Genomic DNA, 24,466 nt, shown 5'->3' with positions numbered 1-24,466 from the left:
CCCCGTTGGAGAGTCATGGGATAGCTGGTTTGATGGCGAAGAGGTGAGCCCGGACTTCATGTCCATGCGTGACCAGCCCGGCGATCAGGAGCGTGAGGGGTTTTGATGCTCAAGTACATGCTCGATACGAATATCTGCATCTTCACGATCAAGAACAAGCCTCACGAAGTTCGCGACGCGTTCAATCGCCACCACGGCCAGCTCTGTATCAGCACCGTGACCTTGATGGAACTGATCTACGGAGCAGAAAAGTCGGCATCGCCGGAAACGAATCTGGCTGTCGTCGAAGGATTTGCGGCGCGGCTCGACGTGTTGGCGTACAACCACGAGGCTGCCGCGCATAGCGGTCAACTTAGAGCCGAATTGCAAAAGATCGGCAAGCCGATCGGCCCCTATGACCAGATGATCGCTGGACATGCCCGATCACAGGGCATGATCCTGGTAACAAATAACGTCCGTGAGTTTGAACGAGTGCCCGGCCTACGGCTTGAGGACTGGGTAGGCAGTGCCCGGTAATCGCGTTGGCGGATGGAAACTCACAGCAGGATTTTTTGGCGCGCCCGGCTGGGATGCGAGGACGCCACTCCTCAAGCCCCCTTCCGGATTTCCTTAGCCAGGTCAGGCTGCGCGATGTCCTCCAACTTCCGGAAAGCGCCTTCCAGTTTGGTCAGCAGATGACCGTCGGCGCCACATGCTTCAAAGCATGTCCGCCACTCCCGCAGCTCGCTCCATACGCGCCGGATGATGTCCATGGCACGCGTGCGCTCCGAGACGAACGCAGGGAAGTAACTCAGCGCGTTATCCAGGGTAGCAAGCTTGCCCTGCGCCCCGACTTCCAGGTGGAGTTGGCGCTCATAGGCGACTCCCGGCCGCGGTACCACGTCGTACAGAGGGCTCAACGTCCAACCGCCTGAGCGGGGGTCTCGCACGAAGGCGTGGTTTCGCAGGTGGTCATCGTCGTTGCTGACGAAGATGTTGAACACCATGCGAGCAAACAGCTCTTCACGATTGGCTGCGATGAAATCGGTGTGAATGTACTTGCGGATGGCTGCAGCCAGATCGTGATAGCCCTTGGTGCGCGACTCGAATTCAGAGCACGCGACGAGCGTCAAGCCGCTGATCAGTGGAAGCCGGCCTTCGACCAAGCCCTCCGCCGGCCGACTGTCATGCAAGGCAATGCTTGCATCGGGAAGCAGACCCGGCGGCGACCAGTACCGGTCGAAGCGGCGGATAAGCATCACAGGCTTTTGCCCAACCATGATGTAGCGCACTTCGGGAACAGTCAGGCCACAGCGGCGGGCCAGTTCCAGCGTGCACGTCTCCACTCGAGCGACATCGAACGCATCGCCCTTGGCGGGGAATTTCGCCAACCATAGGGCGCCGTGTTCATCACGCACCGACGCTTTCGGACGCGCGCCGCCGGCGGACGGACCCGCCCCGAGGAATGGCTCCAAGTTCGCCGGCACGGGCATCCCGCTTTCCACGGCTTCAGCGGCCTGCAATACGTATTCGAGCGACTGCAGGTCGCTGGCTGAAGGCGAATCAGGGGTATTGATGTCCCTCCTGACATCCAATGCTCCAACTCGGTCGCCTCCTGCGGCTAGCAAGTATTCTGCTTCGGGCAGCGAGTTGGCCGGGACCTTGCGACTAGCCTCGATAACACGGCGGCCCCACGCATCCGGAGCCGCATCTCGAATGCCGCCGAACTCGCCCAGCCCGTTCACCGGAAAGAGCGCCCGGCCTCTGATTGCATCCCGGTCTGCCAAGCCCAAACTGACCGGGTCTACCTCGATCGACTCGGCGCGCGCTAGGTAACCCAAGCCATAGGCGAAGCCTGAAGTTAGCTCTCGATTCTGCTCATTGGCGCCGACTGTTTCTGAAAGCGTCAGAAGTCCCGCAGGGGAAAATCCGCGGGTAGGCAACCAAGCAAAAACAGCAAGCTTGAAGTCTTTGGTCGCCATTAGAAATCCAGCTCGTCGAGTTCAGCCTTGCTTAGCGGTCGCACGCGCTGGGTGAGTTCGCGAGCCCTCAGCGCCGCCAGGGAAGGGTCGGACTCTTGCAGTAAGCTCAGGAGCGTGACGCCAGGCGCAATGGCCTCCAGATAACGCAGAATTTGCGCCTGCGTACGACTAAGATCGCCTTTTTCGATGAGCGCAGCCGTTGAGCGCGCCAGTCCGGCGCGCGCGGCAGCGTCGGACTGGCGCAGGCGTCGCGCCTTGCGCAGCCGAGCGAGCTTTTCGCCGAGCTCGCGCGCTTCGGTCATCCTCGCGGGTGACAGCAAAGGGGTTTCGTCGCGCTTCATGTCCGTGATTTCAGCCGCTATGCGCTTTGTGTCCGTGATTGCAGACAATATAGCAGATACCGCCACAAGATCAAGTCCGCAATCACAGACATTAAGGCGATAATGTACTCGATTACGGACATTTTCGAGACACTCAATCCGTCGCGACGGCCGGACACGCCCGATCTCCGGAGTTGAACTTGACGAGAAACGCTGTGCAGGGCTTCGAACGAGTGCCCAGTTCGCGGGTTGAGGGCCGGGGGAAACGCTGCTCGGTGAATCCGTCCGCGACGGGAAATGCGGTGCGGCATCCTAGGCGAGCTTGTGTGTATCGAACCGGTCTTTCAGCGCGGCGTTGATGCGCGTCCGCCATCCCAGTCCCGTCGCTCCAACGGCTTGGAGCACTCCGTCATCGAGTCGAATTGTCGTCGCCGTGACACCGCAAACTACAGCGACTGAAAAGCATGTGCAAACCGAGCACATTCCGCTTGTGGAAAACCTTAAAGTGGAATCGTGCGTCTCGTGCGACGGTGGCGGTCTGCGCCCCCGCTGGTAGCGGCTTTTAAGCTGAGTGCGGAAACGATAACGGACGGGAGCGGCTGAAAGCCTTGCTAGATATGGCGCGCCCGGCTGGGATCGAACCAGCAACCCCTGCCTTCGGAGGGCAGTACTCTATCCATTGAGCTACGGGCGCTAAGGCATGCTGGCGTGGAAAGCGCGAATGCGCGGCGCCAAGCAAGACCGAGAGGATACCCGGTTTCGGCAGGCCCGTCCACCGCGCCTGGCCTGCTGAACCTTGACCCGCCCGGCCCCGCGCCGAGTAGCCGCGCCCCATTCCAAGCGCATTCCGAGCCCAACCACCCTCCCCGCGAGCCCGCCCACCCCAAAAATCACACCAAAGCCGGGTAAACGCGCCCCCCGCACCCTGCGTGCCCCGCTCGCCCACGCCAAAACGTTGCGTCTATAATCGACCGTGTTTGATCGAATTAATTAAGTCGTTGCCGACTTAGCCGTTTCAGGTAGTCCAAAGCTGTTGCCGTCGCGCTGTACCGCTCACCAACAAAACTCCCGGGAGACGAGACAAGCATGAGCGAAGCACCACACGGAGCCCCGATCAAAACGCCAGGCCAGTTGATCGCCGCGGTCGTCGCATCTTTTGCGGTTCCGATCGTCGTCATTATTCTGCTGGCGTTCTACGTCAATCAGTCGATCCGCACCGGGGCCGGCACCGACGGGTTAGCCGACGCCACGGTCGCCAGCCGTATCGCCCCCATCGCTCAAGTCACCGTGCGCGACGCCAACGCCCCGCACGTCTTCAAGACCGGCGAGGAAGTCTTCAAGGCCGTTTGCACCACCTGCCACACGCCCGGCGCGACCGGCGCACCCAAGTTCGGCAACAACGCCGATTGGGCGCCGCGCATCGCCCAAGGCTACGACGCGCTGCTGCACAACGCGTTGAACGGCAAGAACGCCATGCCCGCGCGCGGCGGTACGAGCCCTGACGACTACAGCGACTATGAAATCGCTCGCGCCGTCGTCTATATGGCCGACCATTCCGGCGCGAACTTCCCCGAGCCGGCCGCGCCGGCCGCAGGCGCCGCGACGCAAAACGCCGCGGCGGCATCGGCCGCGCAAAGCGCCAGCGCCAGCACGGGCGCCGTGAACGATCAGGCGGCCGCCGCCATCGCCGCGTTGCCGAGCGCCCCGGCCCCTGCACCCGCCGCGGCGAGCGCCGACAAGGAGCAAGCCGGCAAAGCGCTCTACACGCAAGTCTGTCAGGCCTGCCACGCCGCCGGCGTGCTCGGCGCGCCGAAGTTCGGCAACAAGGCCGATTGGGCGCCGCGGCTCAAGGATCCGATGGACACGATCTACAACTACGCGCTCCATGGCAAGGGCCAGATGCCGCCGAAGGGCGGATCGAGCGCCTCCGACGACGACGTGAAAGCCGCCGTCGATTACATGGTCAACGCCGCGAAATAAAGCGCACGCCTGGGCCCCAGCCTACCGCTCGGGGCCCGACGCCGACGCAACGCGCGGCGGCCACGCCGCGCTCTTCAAGGCTTCTGCAGCAGCGCCTTCAAACTCGCCAGCCGGTCTTTCGGCGTCATCGGCGCTTCCTCGGGCGTCGGCGGCGGCGCTTCGTCCAGCCCCATTTCGGGAATGAAGCGAGAAGGCTCGCACACCACGGTCTCGCGCGCCCGCTTGCGCTTCTTGCACCAGTTCAGATGCAGGCTGCGCTGCGCGCGCGTGATCGCCACATACATCAAACGACGTTCTTCTTCGATTCGCGCGTCGTCGATCGGCTCGTCGTCGGCGCTGCCACGGTGCGGCATGATCCCCTCTTCCACGCCCACCAGGAACACGTGCGGATACTCCAAGCCCTTCGACGCATGCACGGTCGAGAGCCGCACGGCGTCCGGATCCTCCTCCTTGCCCTCGAGCATCGACATCAGCGCAACCGTTTGGATCAAGCCGAGCAGGTTCTTGCCTGTGTCAGCCAACCCGTCGGCGTTGTCGTAGCCGCTCGCTTCGCCGTCCTCGGCTTGCTCCGGCTCGGGCTTGGTCCCCTTGCGCTTGAGCCATTCGAGAAACTCGAGCACGTTTTGCCAGCGCGATTGCGCTTGGCGCTCGTCGAACGTGTCGTAGAGATACGCCTCGTAATGGATGGCCTCCATGAGGTCGTCGATCAGCGTGCTAGCCGGGTCCTTCGTCGCGCGATCGGCAATGCGCTGCATGAAATCGCAGAACACGCGCAGCGGCTCGACTTGCCGCGCCGACAAGCGCGCCTCGATGCCGCCCATATAAACGGCCTCGAACAGCGACACCTTCGCCTGCCCCGCGAACGAGCCGAGCGCTTCGAGCGTGGTGTTGCCGATGCCGCGCCGCGGCGTCGTGATCGCGCGGATGAACGCGGGATCGTCGTCGGCGTTGGCGATGAGCCGCAGATAGGCGCAGATATCCTTGATCTCGGCTTTGTCGAAGAACGATTGGCCGCCCGAGAGCACGTACGGAATGCGCTCGCGCCGCAGCACCTGCTCGAAGATGCGCGCCTGGAAGTTGCCGCGATAAAGGATCGCGTAGTCGCGAAACTGCGCGCGCCGCTCGAATTTGTGCGCCGATAAACGGAACACGACCGATTCGGCCTCGTGCTCTTCGTCGTTGCAGCCCGTGACGGTGATCGTATCGCCCATGCCGTGCTCGGACCACAGCTTCTTCTCGAACAGCTTGGGATTGTTCGCGATCACGTTGTTGGCCGCCGTCAGAATCCGCACGGTCGAGCGGTAGTTCTGCTCGAGCTTGATCACGTGCAGCTTCGGAAAATCCTTGCCGAGCTGGGCCAGGTTTTCCAGCGTGGCGCCGCGCCAGCCGTAGATCGCCTGGTCGTCGTCGCCCACGGCCGTGAACGCCGCGCGCGGGCCCGCGAGCAATTTCAACAGCTCGTACTGGCACGCATTAGTGTCCTGATACTCGTCGATCAGCAGGTAGCGCAGCTTGTTTTGCCAGCGGTCGCGCACAGCTTCGTTCTGCGCGAACAGCTCGGCCGGCAGGCGGATCAGATCGTCGAAATCCACCGCCTGATAGGCATGCAGCGTCGCGACGTAGTTGCGAAAGACGATCGCCGCTTGGTGCTCGTCCTCGTTCGTCGCGCTGGCCGCGGCCATCTGCGGATCGATGAGCCCGTTCTTCCACAGCGAGATGATCGATTGGATCTTGCGGATGAACCCTTTATCGGTCGAGCCGACTTGCTCTTGGATCATGCCGAAGCAATCGTCGGCATCCATGATCGAGAACTGCGGCTTCAGACCGAGATGCTCGGCCTCCTGCCGCAAAATCTGCACGCCCAGCGAGTGAAAGGTGCAAACCGTCAACTGATTGACGGGCACCTTCCGACCCTCTTTCCCGGGCGTCGTCAGCGTCTTGCCTTCGAGCAGCTTGCCCACGCGCTCGCGCATTTCGGCAGCCGCCTTGTTCGTGAAGGTAACGGCCGCGATATGGCGCGGCTCGAAGCCCTTGTTCTCGATCAGGTGAGCGATTTTTTGCGTGATCACGCGCGTCTTGCCGCTGCCTGCGCCGGCGAGCACAAGGCACGGGCCGTCGAGGTAGCGCACCGCTTCGCTCTGCGCGGGGTTCAATCCTGCGGACATCGTCTGTGGGTGGGTGTAACGAGGTTGGCGGCCCGCGCCCGGTCGCATCGATGCTGCGGCGACGGCGGCGCGCATGGCCGTGGGAGGCAAGTGGGCGATGTTAACACGGATGCGAGGCTCGGCCCGGCGCGTCGATGGGAGCGGTTCCGCCCCATGGCGAGGCATGACACAATGTTCGATTGTTTTGCCGCGCGCCCGAGCCCGCCTTTGAAGGCGATGCCGGTGCGCGCCTCGTCCACGTGTCGCAAGACAGAGGAAAGCACGCATGGCTTCGACGTTGAAAATCGGTTTGATGGGCTACGGGTACGCGGGCGCGACGTTTCATGCGCCCGTCATCGATCACTGCGGGGCGCCTGCCGATGCCCCGGATACGCCGTACGCCCGCATCACGGCCATCGCCACGAGCCAGCCGGAGCGCGCGCGCGCGGATTGCCCGCACGCGCGGATCGTCGCCGACATCGACGCGCTGATCGCATCGGACGACGTTCAATGCGTGGTCATCGCGACGCCGAACGACACCCACTACCCGCTCGCCGCGAAAGTGCTCGCGGCGGGCAAGCACGTCGTCGTCGACAAGCCGGTCACGCTGACCGCCGAAGAGGCACGCACGCTGGCGCGGCTTGCTCGCGAGCACGGCGTCCTATTTGCACCGTTCCATAACCGCCGCTGGGACGGCGATTTCATGACGTTGCGCGCGTTGATCGAGAGCGGCGAGCTCGGGCGCGTCGTCCATTTCGAATCGCACTTCGACCGCTTTCGGCCTCAGGTGCGCCAGCGCTGGCGCGAGGAGGCCTCGCGCGGCGGCGGCCTGCTGTTCGACCTCGGCCCGCACTTGATCGATCAGACGCTGGCGCTGTTCGGCGCGCCGGAATCGGTCTACGCAACGGTCAAGCAGCACCGCGACGAGGCAAGCGCGCCCGATTACGTTCACCTGCTGCTCGGCTATCCCGACAAGGAAGTGGTCCTTCACGCGAGTGCGCTGTCGGCCATCGAGCCGCCGCGCTTTACCGTTCACGGCACGCGCGGCAGTTACGTCAAAATGGGACTCGATACACAGGAAGAGCAGCTCAAGGCGGGACTGCGGCCCGGCCAACCGGGCTTTGGCGCGGGCAATGCGGCAGGCACGCTACGTGCACTACAGGGCGAACGCGAAGTCGAACGGGTCTGGCCGACGCGCGACGGCGCGTATGTCGAGTTCTACCGCGCCGTCGCGGAAGCGATCCTGCGAGGCACGGCATTTCCCGTCACACCGCAGGACGCCATCGACGTCATGGCCATCATCGAACTCGCGAACGAAAGCGCACGCGAGGGCAGACGGTTGCCGTTCGCGCGCGTGCCTGCGTAATGCTGCTTGCGATCGGCTACCGGCCACGGCCAAGACCAAGCGGAGAAGGAATCTTCATCGATTCGTCTCGACACTTGTCATCGAACGCGGCCCGCCGGACGTTTGATGTGACGTGGCGAGAACGATCGCCCACACGTACGAACCCATGCAGAAGTCCAAGGAGACTGGGATGCACCGCCCCATTCGCGCACTCGTTTGCTGCGCGCTGATTTCCGCTTTGGCGGCATGCGTCGCGCCGCGGCCCCCGCGCCGGCATGTACCGCCGCCTCCGCCGCCCCCTCCCGTCGTCACGCCCGCACCGCCGGTCGTGCGGCCCAACCCGCACGAGGCCGAGATGGCTCGATTCGGGCAGGTGGACGAGCGCATCGACAATTTGAACCGCCGTATCGACGAGCGAGTCAGCCAAGGCTATTACCCGCCGCCAACGGGCAGTGCGTACCATCATCGGTTGGACGTAATTCGCCAAGAAATGAGCGACATGGCGGCCCAGCACGACGGCGGGCTGTCGCCTGGCGAGCAGCGCATCCTCAATCAGGAACTCGACGGCGCAGCGAGAGCGATCGGCAACTGACGCTTCGGCTGCGGCGACGCGCCCCGAACAAAACGCGGCGATGCTGGCAGGCAAGCCGCGCTTTGTTCGTGTTATTCGAACGGATTCAACACGCGGGCTCCCGTGCCCGCGAAGTCTTCCACGTTGCGTGCGACGACGGTCTCGTCGAACCGGCCGAAATCGGCGTCATCACCGATCGCTATTCATGCTAGCGCATCGTTCCAGCAGGCATCATTGCTATCGCACCATCCCCGTTCGGCCGATCGTCGTTAGATCGCGGCGATAACGCGTGTCGATTCCTCGTTTGCTCATTCGTCGTTCCAATGAGGCCGGCGCCGACTAGGCACGGGACCGCTCGTGCGACGCCCGCCTATTTCTCATCGAACGGAGGAATGGATCCATGACTGACGCAAAAGCACCCGAATTAGCCGAACCACTTCGGCCAGCGGCCGATTTGGCGCGGCTGCCGCGACGCTTCCCCGGCGAAAGCGAAGCCTATCGCCAGGCGCGCAATGCGTTGCTCGAGCAGGAAATCGAGTTGCGCCGCCATATCGAGCGAGTGGCCGCGCAGCGACGAGCCTTGCCGCTCGGCGGCCAGGTGCCGGAAGACTATCGTTTCGAAGACGAGCGCGGGGCGATCACGCTGTCGCAGTTGTTCGGCGACCATGACACGCTCGTCACCTACAACTGGATGTTCGGGCCCCAGCGCGAGCGTCCTTGCCCGATGTGCACCTCCCTGCTGAGCGCCCTCGACGGCGAGATGCCCGACATCCTCCAGCGCACGGCGTTCGCCGTGATCGGGCGCGCGCCGATCGACCGGCTGCTTGCGTTCAAGCGTGAGCGAGGCTGGCGCTACCTGCCGATCGTCTCGTCGGGAGGCAACACCTTCAACCGCGACTACGCGGGCGAGCAGCCCGATTCGGGCGACAACCCGGCGCTCAACGTCTTCGTGCGAGAAAACGGCATCGTGCGGCACTTTTGGGCCGAAGAGATGGGGTTCGAGACGGCCGACCCGGGTCAAGACCCGCGCGGCGCGCCCGATCTCATGCCGATCTGGACGATCCTAGACAAGACGCCGCGGGGCCGCGGCGTCGATTGGTACCCGAAGCTCGACTACGGCACGCCCGCGCGCTGAGGCGGGCGGCGTCGAAGCCGCGTGCGATCAGCGCCGCGCTTGCGTCGCCATCCGCACGGCCAGGCCGGCGAGCACCGTACCCATCAGCCAGCGCTGCACCTTCACCCAGCTCGGGCGGGTGGCAAGGAACGCGGCGATCGAGCCGGCCATCATCGCCACAACCGTATTGACGGCCAGGCTGGCCGCGATCTGCAAGCTGCCGAGCGTCAGCGACTGCGCAAGCACGCTGCCGCGGTGCGGATCGATGAACTGCGGCAACAGCGACAGATAAAGCACCGCGATTTTCGGGTTCAGCAGATTCGTCACGAGCCCCATGACGAACAGCTTGCGCGGGCTGTCGGGTGAAAGCTCGCGCACTTCGAACGGCGAGCGGCCGCCAGGCTTCAACGCCTGCCAGGCAAGATAGGCCAGATACAGCGCGCCGCCGAGCCGCAGGACGTCATAGGCGAACGGCACGGCCATCAGCAACGCGGTAATCCCGCACGCCGTGCTGACCATGTAAAAGACGAACCCGAGCGCGACGCCCCCGAGCGAGATCATGCCCGCCGCTCGGCCTTGGCACAGCGAGCGCGAGACGAGATAGATCATGTTGGGGCCGGGCGTCAGCGCGATGCCGAGCGCGACGAGACCAAAAGCGAGCAGCGAACTGGACGTGGGCATTGCATCTCCTCGATCGATGATGGATGGCCTTACATGCCCAGGCGCGCGGCGAATCTTTCCAACGGAAGCGAGCGCACTTACGCTCGGCTCCGTCCCGCGCTTCCCGATGGTGATTTCCATCTCATGGCGCCAGTCGCGCGGACGAAACGATTATTCCATGCTTTGCCAGAATGCGTCGGCGAGTGCGCGCAATGACGCGAATTCACGCAACGGCCGCTGCCGCCGCGGCGCCAAGGCCCGCTTCGACCTCGCCGATGAGCCGTTCGATCCAGCGGCGCAGTACGCTGTCGAAGCAGACGACGGCCGTCGATCCGGCCACGAGGCGGTAGACGTCGTTGCGCCCGATCTTCGATATTTTCGTGGGATCGAGCCAGGCGTCGTTGTTCGCGAGCAGCCGCAGCGTTTCGAGCCCGATGAGGATCGGCCACAGGCAGGCCAGACGCAGACGGATCGACAACCGCGGAATCGCAAACGTATAGTCGGCCGCCGCGCGGTAATGATCGAGCGCCGTCGCCAGCAGTTCGACGAGGACAGGGCGCGCCCGAGCGGAAGCATCCGCGGCGAGCAGCGATGCCGGCGTGAGGCCGTGGCGCTCGAGCAAAGGCAGGGGCAGATAGCAGCGCCCGATGCGTAAGTCCTTCGCGCAATCTCGTAGGATGTTCGTCAACTGCAGGGCCTTGCCGAAGCGAACGCCGCGCGCAATCACCGCTCCGTGCGGTTCGTCGATCGTGCCGGGCACATGGGCGCACGTCATCTTCGTCCAGAACTCGCCGACACAGCCGGCGACGAGATACGTGTAGCGATCGAGTTCCGACGCGTCGCGCAGCGCGGCGATCCGTCCCGAATCCTCCGCGGGAAACGTCCGCAAATCGAACTCCATGCCCGTCGTCAGGGTCGTGACGATGTCTCGCACGGCAGCGCGATCGGATGCATCGAGTTCGTCGATCAAAGCCAGCGCCGCACTGAGCGATTCGAGCAGGCGTTTCTCGTCCGCAAGCGCCTGCCGGCCCGCGACTTCATCCGCCACCCGGCCGATCGCGGCCCGGGTTCCCTCGCTTCGATCGCCGCCGACCGCCGCGCGCAGCGCGAGCAACAGCGCCAAGCGGCGGGCGGGTTCGATTAGCGAGGTGTCGGCGATCGTATCGGCCGCGCGAGCCAACAGGTAGGCGAGGCCGACGGGATCGCGCATCCGCGCCGGCAGCACGCGCAGTGTCAGATAAAACGAGCGCGAGACGCTTTTGAGGAGAGGGCCGAGCAGGTCGGCTTTGGCGGTATTCGACATGGTGCGAATACTACCAGCGCGACGAGCCGGCCCCCGGCTAGGCGGTCGGATCCGCGCGGAGCACGAGCGCCAGCCCGATCAGGATAGCCGCCATGCCGAGCAGTTCCGCCGCGTGCAGCCGATTGCCGAGAAACGCGTAGTCCATCAGCGCGGTCACGATCGGCACGAGATAGAACAAACTCGTGACGTTGACGAGATCGCCGCGCTGCACCAAGCGATAAAAGAGCAACTGGGCCAGCACGGAAATGACGAGCCCGAGCCAGAGCACGGCGACTAGGAGTGTCGCGTCGAGGTGCAACGTCAGCGGCATCGACGGTGCAATCGCCGCGCACAGTACGAGGCTGACGGCGTTTTGCAAGGGCAGCACGTCGATCGGAGCCTGCGCGATGCGCTTTTGCAGGATTGCACCCGCGGTGATGCAGCCGAGCGACCCCAACGCGAACGCCGCGCCGCTGGCCGAGGCAGACGTGGCCGCGCCGCCGCTCGGATGCACGACGAGCGCAAGGCCCGCCAATGCGACCCCGAGCCCAGCGAGACGACGCGGCGAATGGCGTCGCTGTGTCGCGAGCATTGTCAGAATGGGCTGCGCGCCGAGAATCGTCGCGAGCAAGCCCGGCGTCAGGCCGCGCGCAAGCGCCAAGAAGTAGCAGATCGAATAGCCGCCCGTGAGCAGTGCGCCAGTTACGGCGACGCGCACGCGCGTACCGCGCATGGGCAGCCAGCGGCCGCGGCCGAGACCGAACACGGCGAGCACCGCCGAAGCCAGCGCGAATCGCAACAACAAAAACGCGAAGGCCGACGCATGCTCGACGCCGAGTTCGGCGAAGATCGCGCCGCTGCTCCACAGCAAGATAAAAAGCGTGGTCGTGCCGTAAGCCGCCATCGCGGCTCGAATGGAATTCATTTGAACAATCACCTGTGCCAATGTGCAAGGACCCGCGCAGGCGCACGCCGCCCGCGTTCGATCACGCGGAGCAAGGCGCGATTGCGCCGGCGAAAGCGGGGGAAAAGTCGGCTGTTAGGCGCGCGCCGCCGGGGGCGCGGCGATGCCGACGACGGCAACCAGCCTCGGCGGGGGAGGCGAGCCGGCTTGCACGTGCACGACGATGGCTCGATGCGATTCGCGATGCGGCGCGCACCCCACGCCGACGGGAACGTCGGGCATGCAGGTTACGAAGCCGCGGGGGCGCATGGAGATCGTCATCGAAATCGCAGGTGAAAGGTTGGCGCCGATCGCATGACGCGTTCAACTCGATCGGTCGTACGAAAGACTACTCGCGACGCATTATTTGCGCAACTGTCATCTACCGGTGCGCACTCGCACGGGAAGACAGTGCCATACTGACCGGCGCCCTCGTCCGTTCGCCGCTAGGCGTTCACCGAACATAGATCGCTACATCCCATGACCGTCGTGGCCGATGTCGTTCTCATCGTGCATGCCCTTTTCGTGTCGTTCATCGTCGGCGGGTTCGCGGCGATCTGGCTCGGGGCAGCGCTCGGATGGCCATGGGTGCGCGAACGCAGCTTCCGATTCGCGCATTTGCTCGCGGCCGCCATCGTCGCCCTGCTCGCGGCGCTCGACGTTCCTTGTCCGCTGACCGTGCTGGAAGACTGGCTGCGCACCGGGAGCATCGGGCCGCAAGGGTTCATCCAACAATGGGTCGGCAGGCTGCTCTATTACGACTTGCCGATGTGGGTCTTCACGCTTGCCTACGTTCTTTTCGCGCTCGTCGTACTGCTGACGTGGCGATACGTGCCCCCTGCGCAGAAAGCGCGGCGATAGGCGCAACGGACGCCGCACTCACCCGCACGACAGCCGGGCGGCTACTGCGCTTGCACCGCATCCTTCAGCTTTCCCGCCGCCTCTTGCACGGCCCGCGCCTCGCGCACCTTGCCCATTTCGGCGTACAGCTTCGCGAGATTGCCCAGCACCCGCACATAGTCGGCGCGGTAGGAAGCCGGGTCTTTCTTATCGAGCGCCCCGTACAGCGCGACCGCGCGCCGAAACGCATCCTGCGCCTCGTCTCGCCGGCGCGTCTTGCTCAGCAGCACACCGAGATTGTTCAGCGTGCGCGCTTCGTCGGCGCGCAACGTGCCGGGTGCGCCGCGCTGCAGCACTTGCAGCGTGCGCAACGCCTCGCGGTAGGCATGCTCGGCCTGCGAGGGCCTGCCCTCCTTGCGATAGAGCACGCCCAGGTTCGTCAGCGTGCGGGCCATGTCGGGAGCGTCGTGCCTCGGACTTTCTCGCGCGAGCAGCCTGCGGATCGCCAGCGCTTCGCCGTATGCCTGTTCGGCATCGGCAAATTGCCCGCCGTCGCTGTACAGGTTGCCCAAATTGTTCAGCGTTCGCGCCAACGCCCCCCGATGCGCGAGCGCATTCTCTCGCACGAGCGCGCGCTGAAGATCGAGCGCTTCCGCGTACGCGTTCCGGGCCTCGTCGCGCCGATGCGCCGACGCATAGAGCACGCCGAGGTCGTTCAACGTCCTCGCCAGATCGGCCGAATAGGCGTTCGCATCGTGCTGCGCCAGCGCCCGCTCGAGCTTGAGCACTTCGCGATAGGCGTCGATGGCATCGCTTGGCCGCTCGGCGTCGCGATAAAGGGCGGCAAGCGTCTCGAGCACCTGCGCGACGGCCGGCCCGTAGCGGGCCGGTTGCTCGCGCGCCAGCCCCCAATACACGCCGAGCGCATGCAAATCGGCCATCTCGGCATCCTGCGGCAACGCGAGGACCGCATAGAGACGCCCCATCCGCGCCAGCGCGCGCGCGAGGCGCGGCTGCCACCGTTCGGGCTTGTCCTGCGCAAGGACCTGGTAGCGCAGTGCGAGTGCCTCGACGATCGGCTGAGCTTGTTCCAGTTGATGCGCTTCCTCGAGCAGATCGCTGTAAAACTCGGCGATGTCGACATCGTTCGGCTGCAGCGCGTGGGCGATTTGCAAGAAGGTCAACGCGCGCTTCGGCGAGAGGCGCAACCACTCGACGACGCCCGCTGTAAAACAGCGCGCGGCGGTCAAGGCGTCGGGCGCGCCGGGTTCGGAAAACGCTTCGATCAACAGCGCGGCCGCCGCATCGAGATCGAACGCCGCGATCGCGGCATCGATCTGCGCCTCGAGCGGATCGTCGGTCCACGCTACGCGTGTCCGGTGGCGCAGCAGCGCGTAGCGAGCACTCCAGCTGCGCGCCAGGGCGGTGAAATCGAGCTCGGCCCTCCCGCCACCTTGGGACGCCAACACGACGACGAGCGCGCCCACCCGCTCGAACGCCTGAGCGGGCGCCGCTTGAAACATGACGTTGGCTGTTTTCGCCAACGCGACACGCTGGCTGCCCGGCAATTGCACGCGTCGCGCGGCGCGGTCGACCTCGGCGGTCAATCGCGTCAGTTGGCCGGCGGGCAGCCCGCAGTCCCGATCGAAGCGAAACCCGTGTTCGACGTCCGTCACGGAAAACGCGGGCACGCACGCCGCCTGCGGCGCGCCCGCGGTGTCCGCGGCCGTCGCCGTGAGAGCCTGCGCCATCGCCAGGCCCGTCAGCCATCGATGCGCGCGCCGAATCGTCATGCTCGTCTTCTCGTGGCGGAAAGCCGTCGATCGATATATGAAGAACGGCTCGGGCGCGGCCGTATGTTGGCAAGCGCACATCCATGCGCCGTCGTCCGTTGCCGGGGTGCAAGCCGCGCCACATAGTGCCCAGCATAGGCTCATTAGCGCGCCCCTGTCGGGCGAAATGGCGCCATCGATTCGACACCATGCGTAGGCAAGCCCCCCTTCATCTCGCGACTCGCCCGCGTTGCTCGGCCTGCGGCGCCTTCTGGCCGGCCGGCTCGGCAACCTGCGCTCAATGCGGGCGAGCGCGTTCGATCCCGTTTGCGCCCGCGCCCGCGGCGAACGACAAGGCGGCGAGCGGCGCCGCGACGAAACGCGGCCTCGGCAACGTACTGCCGCGACATTGGACCCCGGCCGACCCGAACGGCGCGCGCCGATGGGGCCTAAGCTTCGGGGCGGGCGTCGTGCTCTTCGTGGTGGTCGGCGCTTTCGGGATCTATATGGCCATCGCGGAATTCGACGACAGCGCTTGGAGCCGACCGAACACGCCCCACACGCGCGAGAAGCCCACGGGCGCGAGCGACGCCTTCGCGCAGCCTGACGCGCCGCTCCCTTCGACGAGCGCACTCGTCGCATCGTTAAAGGCGCAAATCGCCAATGCGTATGCCGAAGCGGCGGCGGACGCCGATCGCGTGCATGTCCCTCCGGCGCTTGAACACCGCGCAAAGGAGCGTCCACGTCCCGTGCCGGCGCAACAGACGGCGCCCACTAAGCAAATGGGGCGCACGTCCGAGACGAGCGCGACGCCAGCGCTCCGCGCGCCGATGCCCGAGCAACGTCCATCGACGCGAGCGGCGCCAACGCAAGCGAGTCATGCGCAGGAAGCCGCGGCCGTCGCCGGGAGATCGGCGGTCACGCGCACATCGCCGCCCGGCTCGGCGCCGCTCGCGCGGCCGGCGCCATCACCGCCTGCGGCCCTCCATCAAACCGAAGATGACGCAAAGTCGGCTGCGGCCGATGCGGCGGCGCAGCGCAATGCCGCCCCGCCCGCGATCGCGCCTGACGCCGCACATCTACCTTTGCTGCGTGCCGCACCCGCCGACCTTGTTCCGAGCCAGTCGGACACGCCATCGGCGTCGGTCGTACCCGCGCCCTCGCCGCCGAACGGCATCGAAGCAACACCGCCCCGCCCCTCGACTCAGGCCGAATCGCGCGAACACGCAGCCACGCCCCCGTGCGAATCGGCGGGAGGAGGCAGCGCGTGCTCCGGCCCGAGCGCGGCGGAACCGGGCTCCGTCGCGCCACGCGAAGCCCTGCCGCCCCCAAGCGCGCCGGTCGAGCGCGCCGCACCGGCCGCCCCCGCGGCGCCGCAGAGCGCGAAACCGCCCGTCTCATCCTTGTACCGCGGCGCGTCCACCGTCATCAAACGTAGGCCGCCGTCGTCGAACGCCCAGTCGGCCAGCCCAAACCGCGGCAGCAGCCATGCCGGGCGGCGCGTGGCGTCGAACGGCCAGCCGCGCAGGCAAAGATCCGATGCCGCGCCGCGCCCGTCGCCTACCGCCTTCACGCTGCCGCGCTTCTTTTCCGCGCTATGGCCGCCCGCTTTCTCGCCACCGTTGCCGAAGCCTCCGCCTCCAATCGATTTGTCCGACAATCAACGCTCGCTCTATCGCGGGCATTGACCGACGTGGCCCAAAGCCGGTTGGCCGCGCCGATCTGCCGACCGGCTGACCGGCCGACCCGCTGACCTGGTGACGGGCCGATCCGCCATGCACCAGCTATCGCGCCGTGCCGGCTTTCGCCCGTCGGCCTTGCTCGCGGATATCGCCGAGCGTGGCGGAAGGCGTGCTGACCTCCTGCGGCACGCGTATTTCGATGAGCGCGGGCCGTCCGCTCGCGACGCAGCGATCGAACGCCGGCAAGAACTCCGCCGTGCGCTCGACGGTTTCGCCGTGCGCGCCGAACGAACGCGCGAACGCGGCGAAATCGGGATTCGTGAGCCCGGTGCCGTGCGTGCGCCCAGGGTAGTGACGCTCCTGATGCATGCGAATCGTGCCGAAATGCGCGTTGTTGACGACGATGAAGATGACGTTCAAGCCGTACTGCATCGCCGTGGCGAGTTCCTGCGACGCCATCATGAAGCAGCCGTCGCCGGCAAGCGCAACGACGGTGCGCGCCGGGTAAAGCGCCTTCGCCGCAATCGCGGCCGGCACGCCGTAGCCCATCGAGCCGCTCGTCGGCGCGACTTGCGTTCGCCATTGCCGGTACGCGAAATGCCGATGCAGCCAGATGGCGTAGTTGCCGGCGCCGTTCGTGACGATTGCATCGCTCGGCAACCGTTCGCGCAATTGCACCATGATCTCGCCGAGCTGCACGTCGCCGAGCATCGGCCGCGGCGCACGCCATTCGAGGTACGCGCGGTGAGCCTCGTCGGCTTCGCCCGCCCATGCGAGCGGCTCGCGTGGCTCACGTGGCTCGAGCGCCGCCAGCGCGGCCGCTATCTCGGGCATGCCCGAGACGATCGGCAGGTCCGCAGCGTATACGCGGCCGAGTTCTTCCGCGCCCTGGTGCACGTGCACGAGCGTTTGCCGCGTCTTCGGAATGTCGAGCAGCGTGTAGCCGCCCGTCGTCGCTTCACCCAGGCGCGGGCCGATGACGAGCAGCAGATCCGATTCGCGGATGCGCGCGGCAAGCGCCGGATTGATACCGAGGCCGACATCGCCCGCGTAATTCGGATGATCGTTGTCGATCGTATCCTGGTAGCGAAAGGCGCAGCCGATCGGCAATTGCCAGGTCTCGACGAACTTGCGCAGATCGCCGCACGCTTGCTCGTTCCACCCGCTGCCGCCCGCGATGATCATCGGCCTGCGCGCATGCTGCAGCCTCGCGCGCAGTTCTTCGACTTGCGCGGCCGAGGGCGAGGCCGCGACACGCTTGAACGCCGGCGCGCCGGGCACGCGAGGGCACGGATCGGAAAGCATGTCCTCGGGCAGCGCGAGCACGACGGGCCCCGGCCGCCCCGCGCAGGCGGTGTGGAACGCATGGCTCATGTATTCGGGAATACGCCGCGCGTCGTCGATCTGCGCGACCCACTTCGCCATTTGGCCGAACATGCGCCGATAGTCGATCTCTTGGAATGCTTCACGGTCGAGGTGGTCGCGTGCGCATTGACCGATGAGCAGAATCATCGGCGTCGAATCCTGAAACGCCGTGTGCACGCCGATCGACGCGTGCGTCGCACCGGGCCCGCGCGTGACGATTGCGACGCCCGGCCGCCCCGTCAGCTTGCCCGTCGCCTCGGCCATGTTGGCCGCGCCCGCTTCATGGCGGCAGACGAAGGTTCGAATGCGCTCGGTTTCGTCGTGAAGCGCATCGAGCACGGCGAGAAAACTCTCGCCCGGCACGCTGAAAACACGATCGACTCCGTGCGTGATGAGCGCATCCACGAGCAGACGCGCTCCGGTCACGTTGGCGTTATCGGCGGCATTCGACATCTGCGGCAACCTCCTGACTGTCTGCGATGTTGTTCGAATAAGGCACCAAGTCGTTCGCAAAAGGAACGACCCAACAGCGAAGCGAGAGACGGCGTCGACAGCTTACGCCTGCGTCGTGCGCACTGCCACTGCGTCGAGAGGAAAGGGAAAACGAGAGGGCGGCTGAACAGCGCCCCCGCAGAGTCGGATCCAGCAGTTTTTGACCATCAAGCGTTGCGCACCGACCTATCGTGGTCGAGCGTCATCGCTCCGTCTATCAGCACTCGACGATATTCACCGCCAGCCCGCCGCGCGACGTCTCCTTGTATTTCGTCTTCATATCGGCGCCCGTTTCGCGCATCGTCTTGATGACCGAATCGAGCGACACGTAGTGGCTGCCGTCGCCGCGCAAAGCCATGCGCGCCGCGTTGACGGCCTTGACCGAGGCCATGGCGTTGCGCTCGATGCACGGGATCTGCACCATGCCGCCCACCGGATCGCACGTCAGCCCAAGGTTGTGTTCCATGCCGATCTCGGCCGCGTTCTCGACTTGCTTGGGCGTGCCGCCGAGCACCGCCGCCAACGCGCCGGCGGCCATCGAGCACGCCACCCCAACCTCGCCTTGGCAGCCCACCTCGGCGCCCGAGATCGATGCGTTGAGCTTGTAGAGCATGCCGATAGCAGCGGCCGTCATGAGGAAATCGATGACGCCCTGCTCGTTCGCGCCCGGCACGAAGCGCGTGTAGTAATGCAGCACGGCGGGAACGATGCCCGCGGCGCCGTTGGTCGGGGCCGTCACCACGCGGCCGCCCGCCGCGTTCTCCTCGTTGACGGCGATCGCGTACAGGTTGATCCAATCGACCATCGACAGCGGATCGCGCAACGCTTGTTCCGGATTGCCCGAGAGTGCGCGGTAAAGCTGCGGCGCGCGGCGTTTGACCTGAAACGGCCCCGGCAACGTACCGTCGGCGTCGGGATTGCCGATGCCGCAGCCGCGCGCGACGCACGACTGCATCGCATCCCAGATCTTCAATACACCGGCGCGCGTTTCCTCTTCCGAGCGCCAAACGCGCTCGTTGTCCCACATGAGCTGGGCGATCGACTTGCCCGTCGAGGCGCAGAGCGCGAGCAGTTCGTTGCCGGTGCTGAACGGATAAGCGCGTTCGTCGGCGGCCTGCAGCACCTTCGTATTCGGCGCGCCGGCCGTCACGACGAAACCGCCGCCGACCGACAGATACGTCGCCTCGCGCAGAATCGCACCGGCCGCGTCGGCCGCGCGCAGCTTCATGCCGTTCGGATGCTCGGGCAACGCTTGCCGATAGAAGGCAATTCCCTCCTTCGGCGAAAATTCGATCTCGTGCCGGCCGCCAAGCGCGAGGCGCCGCGACGCCTTCACGGCGCCGAGCCGCGCGGCGATCGTCGAGGGATCGACGGTGTCCGGCGCGTCCCCCATCAAACCGAGCATCACGCCGCGATCGGTGCCGTGCCCCTTGCCCGTTGCGCCTAGCGAGCCGTAGAGCTCGACCTTGACCGACGCCGTCTGCTCCAGCAACGCATCGCGCTCGAGCCCTTGCACGAACAGCAGGGCCGCGCGCATGGGCCCGACCGTGTGCGAGCTCGACGGACCGATGCCGATCTTGAACAAATCAAAGACGCTGACTGCCATTGCTGCTCCAAAAGCGGATCGAGGCGAAGCACGCAAACGGCGAGCGCACGCCTCGGAGGTTAAATTGTTCGCGCCTTGCCGCAGCGGCAGATATCGCCATCGCCGTCATGCGGCGCAACGTTCGGCCGGCATTGCGCGAGGCGCGCAAGCTTCGTTATCTCGCCGGCAGCGGCAAGCACACAGCCAGCCACGCGGGCGGCATCGGCGACAGGCGCAGCGCGACGCTCGCATAACGGCCCGACAGCCGCGCGACGAGGTGAAACAATTGCGCCGAATTTTTCGGATCCCACGGCCCCGAATAGCCCGGCAGGCCCGCTTCGCGCCGCTTCGCATCGAACGCGACGCTCGAATGCACGAATTCCTCGTGCGTTTTTTCCCCGAGCGCGTACGGCACGAGCCAATCGAGCGCCAGTTGGAGCGACGCGCCGTTTTGCGCGCGCTCCCCGAGCCAATTGCGGTTGTGACGCCGGGCCGCCAGCGCCGCGACGACGAGCGGCTCCAAGTCGTACGTCACGTAGTGAAGGGCATCGCGCTCGGCGAAGTCGACCGTCGCGCCGTCGGCCGCGACGTTTTCGCCGATCTGCTCGATGAACAGGCGCTGCGCCGCGTTGATGAGCTTGCGGTCGTCGAGCGTGAACGCCGCCATCGCGACGAGCTTCACGCGATGGCTCTCCCAATTGTTGCGGTACGTGCCCGATAGCGGCCGCGGCTGCGCGTCGACGCGCTGCACATAGCCGTTCGCGAGCTTGGCGATGAACGCCGTCGCCGCGTTGCGCGTCTTCACCGGCAGCGCGCTCGCGGTCATGTCGTAAGCGAGAATCAGCGAATCGAAATGCGTCTCGTCGATCGGATTGAAGCTAGGCTGGTAAGTCGTGGTCCACGCCAGCAGAAAGCGGTCGACGAGCCGCAGGTAACGTTCGTCGCCCGTCGCACGCCATACCAGCGCCGCGTCGCGCATGAGTTCGAGATCTTGTTGCGCCTCGACGCTCTGATCGTAGATGCCCTCATGCGGCAACGTGCCTTCCGTATGCAGCCGCGCGAGCGCCTTGGGCTGATCGTTCAGCCGCGCGGCCACGCGCTTGACGAGCCCCTGCGCGATGGGCGCGGCGCTCGTGCGCTCGCTCGTCTGCATGGCCGGCGCGGCGCAGAAGTTCATCGCCGCATGCGCCGAGCCCAGCGGCGCGACGACGCCCGCACAGGCAAACAGCCAGGCCGCGAACGACGCGCCGGGTCGTTTCATTGCATCGGCAACCCGCACGCGCACTGTCGTCGCCGGCACCACCTCTCGCCCCATCCGTCGCTCCTTCGTTGACTTGATCGCGGTTTGAGATGGTAGCCGGTATTTGCGACGAACGATGCGCCGATCGTCGCCTTCGGACGTTCGGCTTTCGCCTTTGCCGTTACGCGTAGTCCGCCACGGGCACGCACGAACAGAACAGGTTGCGATCGCCATAAGCGTTGTCCGCCCGCCCAACCGGCGGCCAGTACTTGCGCGTCACGAGCGAAGGCAGCGGATAGGCTGCCGCCTCGCGCGAGTAGGCGTGCGGCCACTCGTTCGCCGTCACGACGGCCGCCGTGTGCGGCGCGTGCTTGAGCGGATTGTCCTCGCGATCGGCCCGGCCCTCTTCCACGGCCCGGATCTCTTCGCGGATCGCGATCATGGCGTCGATGAACCGGTCGAGCTCCTCTTTCGACTCCGATTCGGTCGGCTCGACCATCAGCGTGCCCGGCACCGGGAAGCTCATCGTCGGCGCGTGGAAGCCGTAGTCGGCCAGCCGCTTGGCGACGTCGTCCACGCTGATCCCGCTCGCGTCCTTGATCGGGCGCAGGTCAAGAATGCACTCGTGCGCGACGAGGCCGCCGGGGCCGGCGTAGAGCACCGGGTAGTGCGGCGCGAGGCGCTTGGCCACGTAGTTCGCGTTGAGGATCGCGACCTCGGTCGCCGCCGTCAGGTTCTTCGCGCCCATCATCGCGATGTACATCCACGAGATCGGCAGGATGGAAGCGGACCCGTACGGGGCGGCCGACACGGCGCCGATGCCGTTTTCGGCGCGCCGGTAGCCCGACGAAATCTGATTCGGCAGGAATTGCGCCAAGTGAGCGCCGACCGCAACCGGACCGACGCCCGGGCCGCCGCCGCCGTGGGGAATGCAGAACGTCTTGTGCAGGTTCAAGTGCGAGACATCGCCGCCGAATTGCCCGGCGCGGTCAGCCCGACCATCGCGTTCATGTTCGCACCGTCGACGTACACCTGACCGCCGTGCGCATGCACGATCTCGCAGATCTCGCGCACGTTCTGTTCGAACACGCCGTGCGTCGACGGGTAGGTGATCATGATCGCCGCCAGATTCGCGGCGTGTTCCGTCGCCTTGGCGCGCAAGTCGTCGATGTCGACGTTGCCCTGATCGTCGCACGCGACCACGACGACCTTCATGCCCGCCATGTGCGCCGAGGCGGGGTTCGTGCCGTGCGCCGAAGCGGGAATGAGGCAAACGTCGCGATGGCCCTCGCCGCGCGAGGCGTGATAGGCGTGAATGATGAGCAGACCGGCATATTCGCCCTGCGAGCCGGCGTTCGGCTGCAGCGAGACGGCCGCATAGCCCGTGGCCGCGACGAGCATCTGTTCGAGCTGGTCGATCATTTCTCGATAGCCGACCGTCTGCTCCGCCGGGGCGAACGGGTGAATCTGGGAAAACTCCGGCCACGTGACGGGCAGCATCTCCGAAGTCGCGTTCAGCTTCATCGTGCACGAGCCGAGCGGAATCATCGAGCGGTCGAGCGCCAAGTCCTTGTCGGCCAGGCCGCGCAGATAGCGCAGCATCTCCGTCTCCGAATGGTGACGGTTGAAAACGTGGTGCGTGAGGTAGGCGCTCGTGCGCACGAGCGTCGCGGGCAACGCGGCCGATTCGCCGCCGTGGCCTTCGCTTTCCGCACGCGTGAGCGCGGCATCGAGCACGTCGACGTGCGGCACGTCGATCGCGCCGGCTGCGTTCGCGAAGAGCGCCAGCAAGTCCGCCAGATCGGTGCGCTTGGTCGTTTCGTCGATCGATACGCCCACGCGGGTATCGCTCACGCGGCGCAGATTGATACGCATCCGCTTGGCGGCATCGTGCACGGCGGCCGTGCGCGCGCCGGTTTCGATCGTGAGCGTGTCGAAGAACGTATCGTTGACGACCGTGTAGCCGAGTTGCTTCACGCCGGCGGCCAGCAACGCGCACACGCGATGCACGCGCCGCGCGATCGTCTTCAGGCCGCTGGGGCCGTGATAAACGGCATACATGCTCGCCATGATCGCGAGCAGCGCCTGCGCCGTGCAGACATTGGAGGTCGCCTTTTCGCGGCGAATATGCTGCTCGCGCGTTTGCAGCGCGAGACGCAGCGCGCTCTTGCCTTGCGCGTCGACGGTCACGCCGACGAGCCGGCCCGGCATTTGCCGCTTGAACGCATCGCGCACGGCCATGTAGGCCGCGTGCGGGCCGCCGAAGCCGACCGGCACGCCGAAGCGCTGCGACGTGCCGACGGCCACGTCGGCGCCCCATTCGCCCGGGGGCTGCAGCAAGGTGAGCGCGAGCAGATCGGCCGCGACGACGACATGGCCGCCCGCAGCATGCACGGCTTCGGTCAGCGCGCGGTAGTCGCACACGTCGCCGCCCGCGCCCGGGTACTGCAAGAGCACGCCGAAGGCGTTCGCCGAGGCGGCCGCCTGCGCCGGGCCGACCTTCACTTCGATGCCGATCGGCTCCGCCCGCGTGCGCACGACCTCGATCGTCTGGGGCAGCACGTCGTCGGCCACGTAGAAGACGTTCGACTTCGCCTTGCCGGCGCGCTGCAGCAGCGTCATCGCCTCGGCCGCGGCCGTGGCTTCGTCGAGCAGCGACGCGTTCGCGATTTCGAGCCCTGTCAGATCGCCGATCATCTGCTGGAAGTTGAGCAGCGCTTCGAGGCGGCCTTGCGAGATTTCAGGTTGATACGGCGTATAGGCCGTGTACCACGCCGGATTCTCCAGCACATTGCGCAGAATGACGGCCGGCGTATGGGTGTTGTAGTAACCCTGCCCAATGTAGGAGCGGAACACTTCGTTCTTGTCCGCCAGCTCGCGCAGCCGAGCGATCGCTTCCGCCTCGCTGCACGGCTGCGCAAACGGGCCGAGCGGCAGGGGGTCGGTGCGGCGGATCGCGCGCGGAATCACCGCATCGATCAGCGCGGCGCGCGACGCGAAGCCGAGGGCCTCGAGCATGGCGCTCTGATCCGCGCCATCCGGGCCGATGTGCCGCTCGGCGAAGGCGTCGTGCACTTCGAGCGCGGCGAGCGAATAAGGGGTGCGGTTCATCAAACGGTCCGGATGTTCGAGCTTCATGATTGGGCAGCGGTTGTGCGCGGCGGTTCGGC

General features: G+C 65.9%; 18 protein-coding genes, 1 tRNA gene, 3 pseudogenes and 1 riboswitch. Of the genes and pseudogenes, 7 read left to right on the top strand and 15 right to left on the bottom strand.

Annotation, left to right across the window (positions count from 1 at the left end; genetic code table 11):
- Both ACTHNR_RS23765 and vapC read left to right on the top strand, forming a co-directional pair.
- Positions 1-106, top strand: a pseudogene (locus ACTHNR_RS23765) (AbrB/MazE/SpoVT family DNA-binding domain-containing protein); the annotation flags it as partial.
- Positions 106-516 (top strand): type II toxin-antitoxin system tRNA(fMet)-specific endonuclease VapC, encoded by a 411-nt coding sequence (gene vapC / locus ACTHNR_RS23760; protein ID WP_440550776.1) that lies wholly within the window; start codon positions 106-108, stop codon positions 514-516. The pseudogene ACTHNR_RS23765 and the gene vapC, both read left to right, overlap by 1 nt.
- A 71-nt stretch (positions 517-587) precedes the next feature.
- On the opposite strand, the gene ACTHNR_RS23755 is transcribed toward vapC, so the two are convergent.
- From ACTHNR_RS23755 to ACTHNR_RS23740, 4 genes and pseudogenes are all read right to left on the bottom strand, one after another.
- Entirely contained in the window at positions 588-1,961 is a 1,374-nt protein-coding gene (locus ACTHNR_RS23755; protein WP_440550774.1) for a type II toxin-antitoxin system HipA family toxin, read from the bottom strand.
- A complete protein-coding gene (locus ACTHNR_RS23750; protein WP_440550772.1) occupies positions 1,961-2,302 on the bottom strand; it encodes a helix-turn-helix domain-containing protein in 342 nt (113 codons plus the stop codon). Before ACTHNR_RS23750 ends, ACTHNR_RS23755 begins: the two co-directional genes overlap by 1 nt.
- A gap of 291 nt (positions 2,303-2,593) precedes the next feature.
- Positions 2,594-2,716 (bottom strand): annotated as a pseudogene (locus tag ACTHNR_RS23745) (BrnA antitoxin family protein); the annotation flags it as partial.
- Between the two features lie 183 nt (positions 2,717-2,899).
- Positions 2,900-2,975 (bottom strand) — tRNA-Arg (locus tag ACTHNR_RS23740).
- A 392-nt stretch (positions 2,976-3,367) separates the two neighbouring features.
- Between ACTHNR_RS23740 and ACTHNR_RS23735 the strand changes: the two genes are divergently transcribed.
- Positions 3,368-4,261 carry a c-type cytochrome gene (locus ACTHNR_RS23735; RefSeq protein WP_440550770.1) on the top strand — a complete coding sequence of 298 codons (894 nt, stop codon included), beginning with the start codon at positions 3,368-3,370 and terminating at the stop codon, positions 4,259-4,261.
- 74 nt (positions 4,262-4,335) lie between these two features.
- On the opposite strand, the gene ACTHNR_RS23730 is transcribed toward ACTHNR_RS23735, so the two are convergent.
- Positions 4,336-6,426, bottom strand: a complete 2,091-nt coding sequence (locus tag ACTHNR_RS23730) for a UvrD-helicase domain-containing protein (RefSeq protein ID WP_440550768.1) — start codon at positions 6,424-6,426, stop codon at positions 4,336-4,338.
- Between the two features lie 265 nt (positions 6,427-6,691).
- Here ACTHNR_RS23730 and ACTHNR_RS23725 point away from each other — a divergent pair, with 265 nt between their 5' ends.
- The 3 genes from ACTHNR_RS23725 to ACTHNR_RS23715 all read left to right on the top strand — a co-directional run bounded on the left by ACTHNR_RS23725 (position 6,692) and on the right by ACTHNR_RS23715 (position 9,456).
- The gene (locus ACTHNR_RS23725) at positions 6,692-7,771 is read left to right on the top strand and encodes an oxidoreductase (protein ID WP_440550766.1); all 1,080 of its coding nucleotides are present in this window, start codon (positions 6,692-6,694) and stop codon (positions 7,769-7,771) included.
- Positions 7,772-7,940: 169 nt separating this feature from the next.
- Entirely contained in the window at positions 7,941-8,342 is a 402-nt protein-coding gene (locus tag ACTHNR_RS23720; protein WP_440550765.1) for a hypothetical protein, read from the top strand.
- Between the two features lie 379 nt (positions 8,343-8,721).
- Positions 8,722-9,456 carry a DUF899 family protein gene (locus ACTHNR_RS23715; protein WP_440550763.1) on the top strand — a complete coding sequence of 245 codons (735 nt, stop codon included), beginning with the start codon at positions 8,722-8,724 and terminating at the stop codon, positions 9,454-9,456.
- Positions 9,457-9,483: 27 nt separating this feature from the next.
- On the opposite strand, the gene ACTHNR_RS23710 is transcribed toward ACTHNR_RS23715, so the two are convergent.
- From ACTHNR_RS23710 to ACTHNR_RS23695, 4 genes are all read right to left on the bottom strand, one after another.
- Positions 9,484-10,116, bottom strand: a complete 633-nt coding sequence (locus tag ACTHNR_RS23710; protein WP_440550761.1) for a LysE family translocator — start codon at positions 10,114-10,116, stop codon at positions 9,484-9,486.
- A 28-nt stretch (positions 10,117-10,144) separates the two neighbouring features.
- Positions 10,145-10,263: riboswitch (ZMP/ZTP riboswitch) on the bottom strand.
- A 55-nt stretch (positions 10,264-10,318) separates the two neighbouring features.
- Complete coding sequence (locus tag ACTHNR_RS23705) at positions 10,319-11,398, bottom strand: phytoene/squalene synthase family protein (protein WP_440550760.1); 1,080 nt, start codon at positions 11,396-11,398, stop codon at positions 10,319-10,321.
- Positions 11,399-11,435: 37 nt separating this feature from the next.
- A complete protein-coding gene (locus ACTHNR_RS23700; RefSeq protein WP_440550758.1) occupies positions 11,436-12,302 on the bottom strand; it encodes a DMT family transporter in 867 nt (288 codons plus the stop codon).
- A 114-nt stretch (positions 12,303-12,416) separates the two neighbouring features.
- Positions 12,417-12,563 (bottom strand): hypothetical protein, encoded by a 147-nt coding sequence (locus ACTHNR_RS23695; protein WP_440550756.1) that lies wholly within the window; start codon positions 12,561-12,563, stop codon positions 12,417-12,419.
- A 237-nt stretch (positions 12,564-12,800) separates the two neighbouring features.
- Between ACTHNR_RS23695 and ACTHNR_RS23690 the strand changes: the two genes are divergently transcribed.
- The gene (locus ACTHNR_RS23690) at positions 12,801-13,181 is read left to right on the top strand and encodes a DUF2784 domain-containing protein (RefSeq protein WP_440550754.1); all 381 of its coding nucleotides are present in this window, start codon (positions 12,801-12,803) and stop codon (positions 13,179-13,181) included.
- Between the two features lie 41 nt (positions 13,182-13,222).
- Here ACTHNR_RS23690 and ACTHNR_RS23685 read toward each other — a convergent pair whose 3' ends face one another.
- The 6 genes and pseudogenes from ACTHNR_RS23685 to gcvP all read right to left on the bottom strand — a co-directional run bounded on the left by ACTHNR_RS23685 (position 13,223) and on the right by gcvP (position 24,434).
- Entirely contained in the window at positions 13,223-14,953 is a 1,731-nt protein-coding gene (locus ACTHNR_RS23685) for a tetratricopeptide repeat protein (RefSeq protein WP_440550752.1), read from the bottom strand.
- 1,183 nt (positions 14,954-16,136) lie between these two features.
- Positions 16,137-16,592 (bottom strand): hypothetical protein, encoded by a 456-nt coding sequence (locus tag ACTHNR_RS23680; protein ID WP_440550750.1) that lies wholly within the window; start codon positions 16,590-16,592, stop codon positions 16,137-16,139.
- A 124-nt stretch (positions 16,593-16,716) separates the two neighbouring features.
- Positions 16,717-18,432, bottom strand: a complete 1,716-nt coding sequence (locus ACTHNR_RS23675; RefSeq protein WP_440550748.1) for a thiamine pyrophosphate-binding protein — start codon at positions 18,430-18,432, stop codon at positions 16,717-16,719.
- A gap of 256 nt (positions 18,433-18,688) precedes the next feature.
- Positions 18,689-20,077, bottom strand: a complete 1,389-nt coding sequence (locus ACTHNR_RS23670; RefSeq protein ID WP_440550746.1) for an L-serine ammonia-lyase — start codon at positions 20,075-20,077, stop codon at positions 18,689-18,691.
- Positions 20,078-20,231: 154 nt separating this feature from the next.
- A complete protein-coding gene (locus ACTHNR_RS23665) occupies positions 20,232-21,371 on the bottom strand; it encodes an alginate lyase family protein (RefSeq protein WP_440550744.1) in 1,140 nt (379 codons plus the stop codon).
- Between the two features lie 106 nt (positions 21,372-21,477).
- A pseudogene (gcvP, locus tag ACTHNR_RS23660) lies at positions 21,478-24,434 on the bottom strand (aminomethyl-transferring glycine dehydrogenase).
- Between the last annotated feature and the right edge of the window lie 32 nt (positions 24,435-24,466).

This window comes from Trinickia sp., from assembly GCF_051954495.1.
Classification (GTDB): Bacteria; Pseudomonadota; Gammaproteobacteria; order Burkholderiales; family Burkholderiaceae; genus Trinickia.
The sequence above is the reverse complement of the archived record's forward strand: the minus strand, read 5'-3'. Positions and strand labels throughout refer to the sequence as shown.

Bases quoted from the DNA above. Each gene is read 5' to 3' on its own strand.
- ACTHNR_RS23685 (WP_440550752.1), bottom strand. From the start codon at position 14,953: ATGACGATTCGGCGCGCGCATCGATGGCTGACGGGCCTGGCGATGGCG.
- ACTHNR_RS23695 (WP_440550756.1), bottom strand. From the start codon at position 12,563: ATGCCCGACGTTCCCGTCGGCGTGGGGTGCGCGCCGCATCGCGAATCG.
- ACTHNR_RS23750 (WP_440550772.1), bottom strand. From the start codon at position 2,302: ATGAAGCGCGACGAAACCCCTTTGCTGTCACCCGCGAGGATGACCGAA.
- ACTHNR_RS23705 (WP_440550760.1), bottom strand. From the start codon at position 11,398: ATGTCGAATACCGCCAAAGCCGACCTGCTCGGCCCTCTCCTCAAAAGC.
- ACTHNR_RS23755 (WP_440550774.1), bottom strand. From the start codon at position 1,961: ATGGCGACCAAAGACTTCAAGCTTGCTGTTTTTGCTTGGTTGCCTACC.
- ACTHNR_RS23700 (WP_440550758.1), bottom strand. From the start codon at position 12,302: ATGAATTCCATTCGAGCCGCGATGGCGGCTTACGGCACGACCACGCTT.
- vapC (WP_440550776.1), top strand. From the start codon at position 106: ATGCTCAAGTACATGCTCGATACGAATATCTGCATCTTCACGATCAAG.
- ACTHNR_RS23675 (WP_440550748.1), bottom strand. From the start codon at position 18,432: ATGTCGAATGCCGCCGATAACGCCAACGTGACCGGAGCGCGTCTGCTC.
- ACTHNR_RS23665 (WP_440550744.1), bottom strand. From the start codon at position 21,371: ATGGGGCGAGAGGTGGTGCCGGCGACGACAGTGCGCGTGCGGGTTGCC.
- ACTHNR_RS23710 (WP_440550761.1), bottom strand. From the start codon at position 10,116: ATGCCCACGTCCAGTTCGCTGCTCGCTTTTGGTCTCGTCGCGCTCGGC.
- ACTHNR_RS23670 (WP_440550746.1), bottom strand. From the start codon at position 20,077: ATGGCAGTCAGCGTCTTTGATTTGTTCAAGATCGGCATCGGTCCGTCG.
- ACTHNR_RS23690 (WP_440550754.1), top strand. From the start codon at position 12,801: ATGACCGTCGTGGCCGATGTCGTTCTCATCGTGCATGCCCTTTTCGTG.
- ACTHNR_RS23715 (WP_440550763.1), top strand. From the start codon at position 8,722: ATGACTGACGCAAAAGCACCCGAATTAGCCGAACCACTTCGGCCAGCG.
- ACTHNR_RS23730 (WP_440550768.1), bottom strand. From the start codon at position 6,426: ATGTCCGCAGGATTGAACCCCGCGCAGAGCGAAGCGGTGCGCTACCTC.
- ACTHNR_RS23720 (WP_440550765.1), top strand. From the start codon at position 7,941: ATGCACCGCCCCATTCGCGCACTCGTTTGCTGCGCGCTGATTTCCGCT.
- ACTHNR_RS23735 (WP_440550770.1), top strand. From the start codon at position 3,368: ATGAGCGAAGCACCACACGGAGCCCCGATCAAAACGCCAGGCCAGTTG.
- ACTHNR_RS23725 (WP_440550766.1), top strand. From the start codon at position 6,692: ATGGCTTCGACGTTGAAAATCGGTTTGATGGGCTACGGGTACGCGGGC.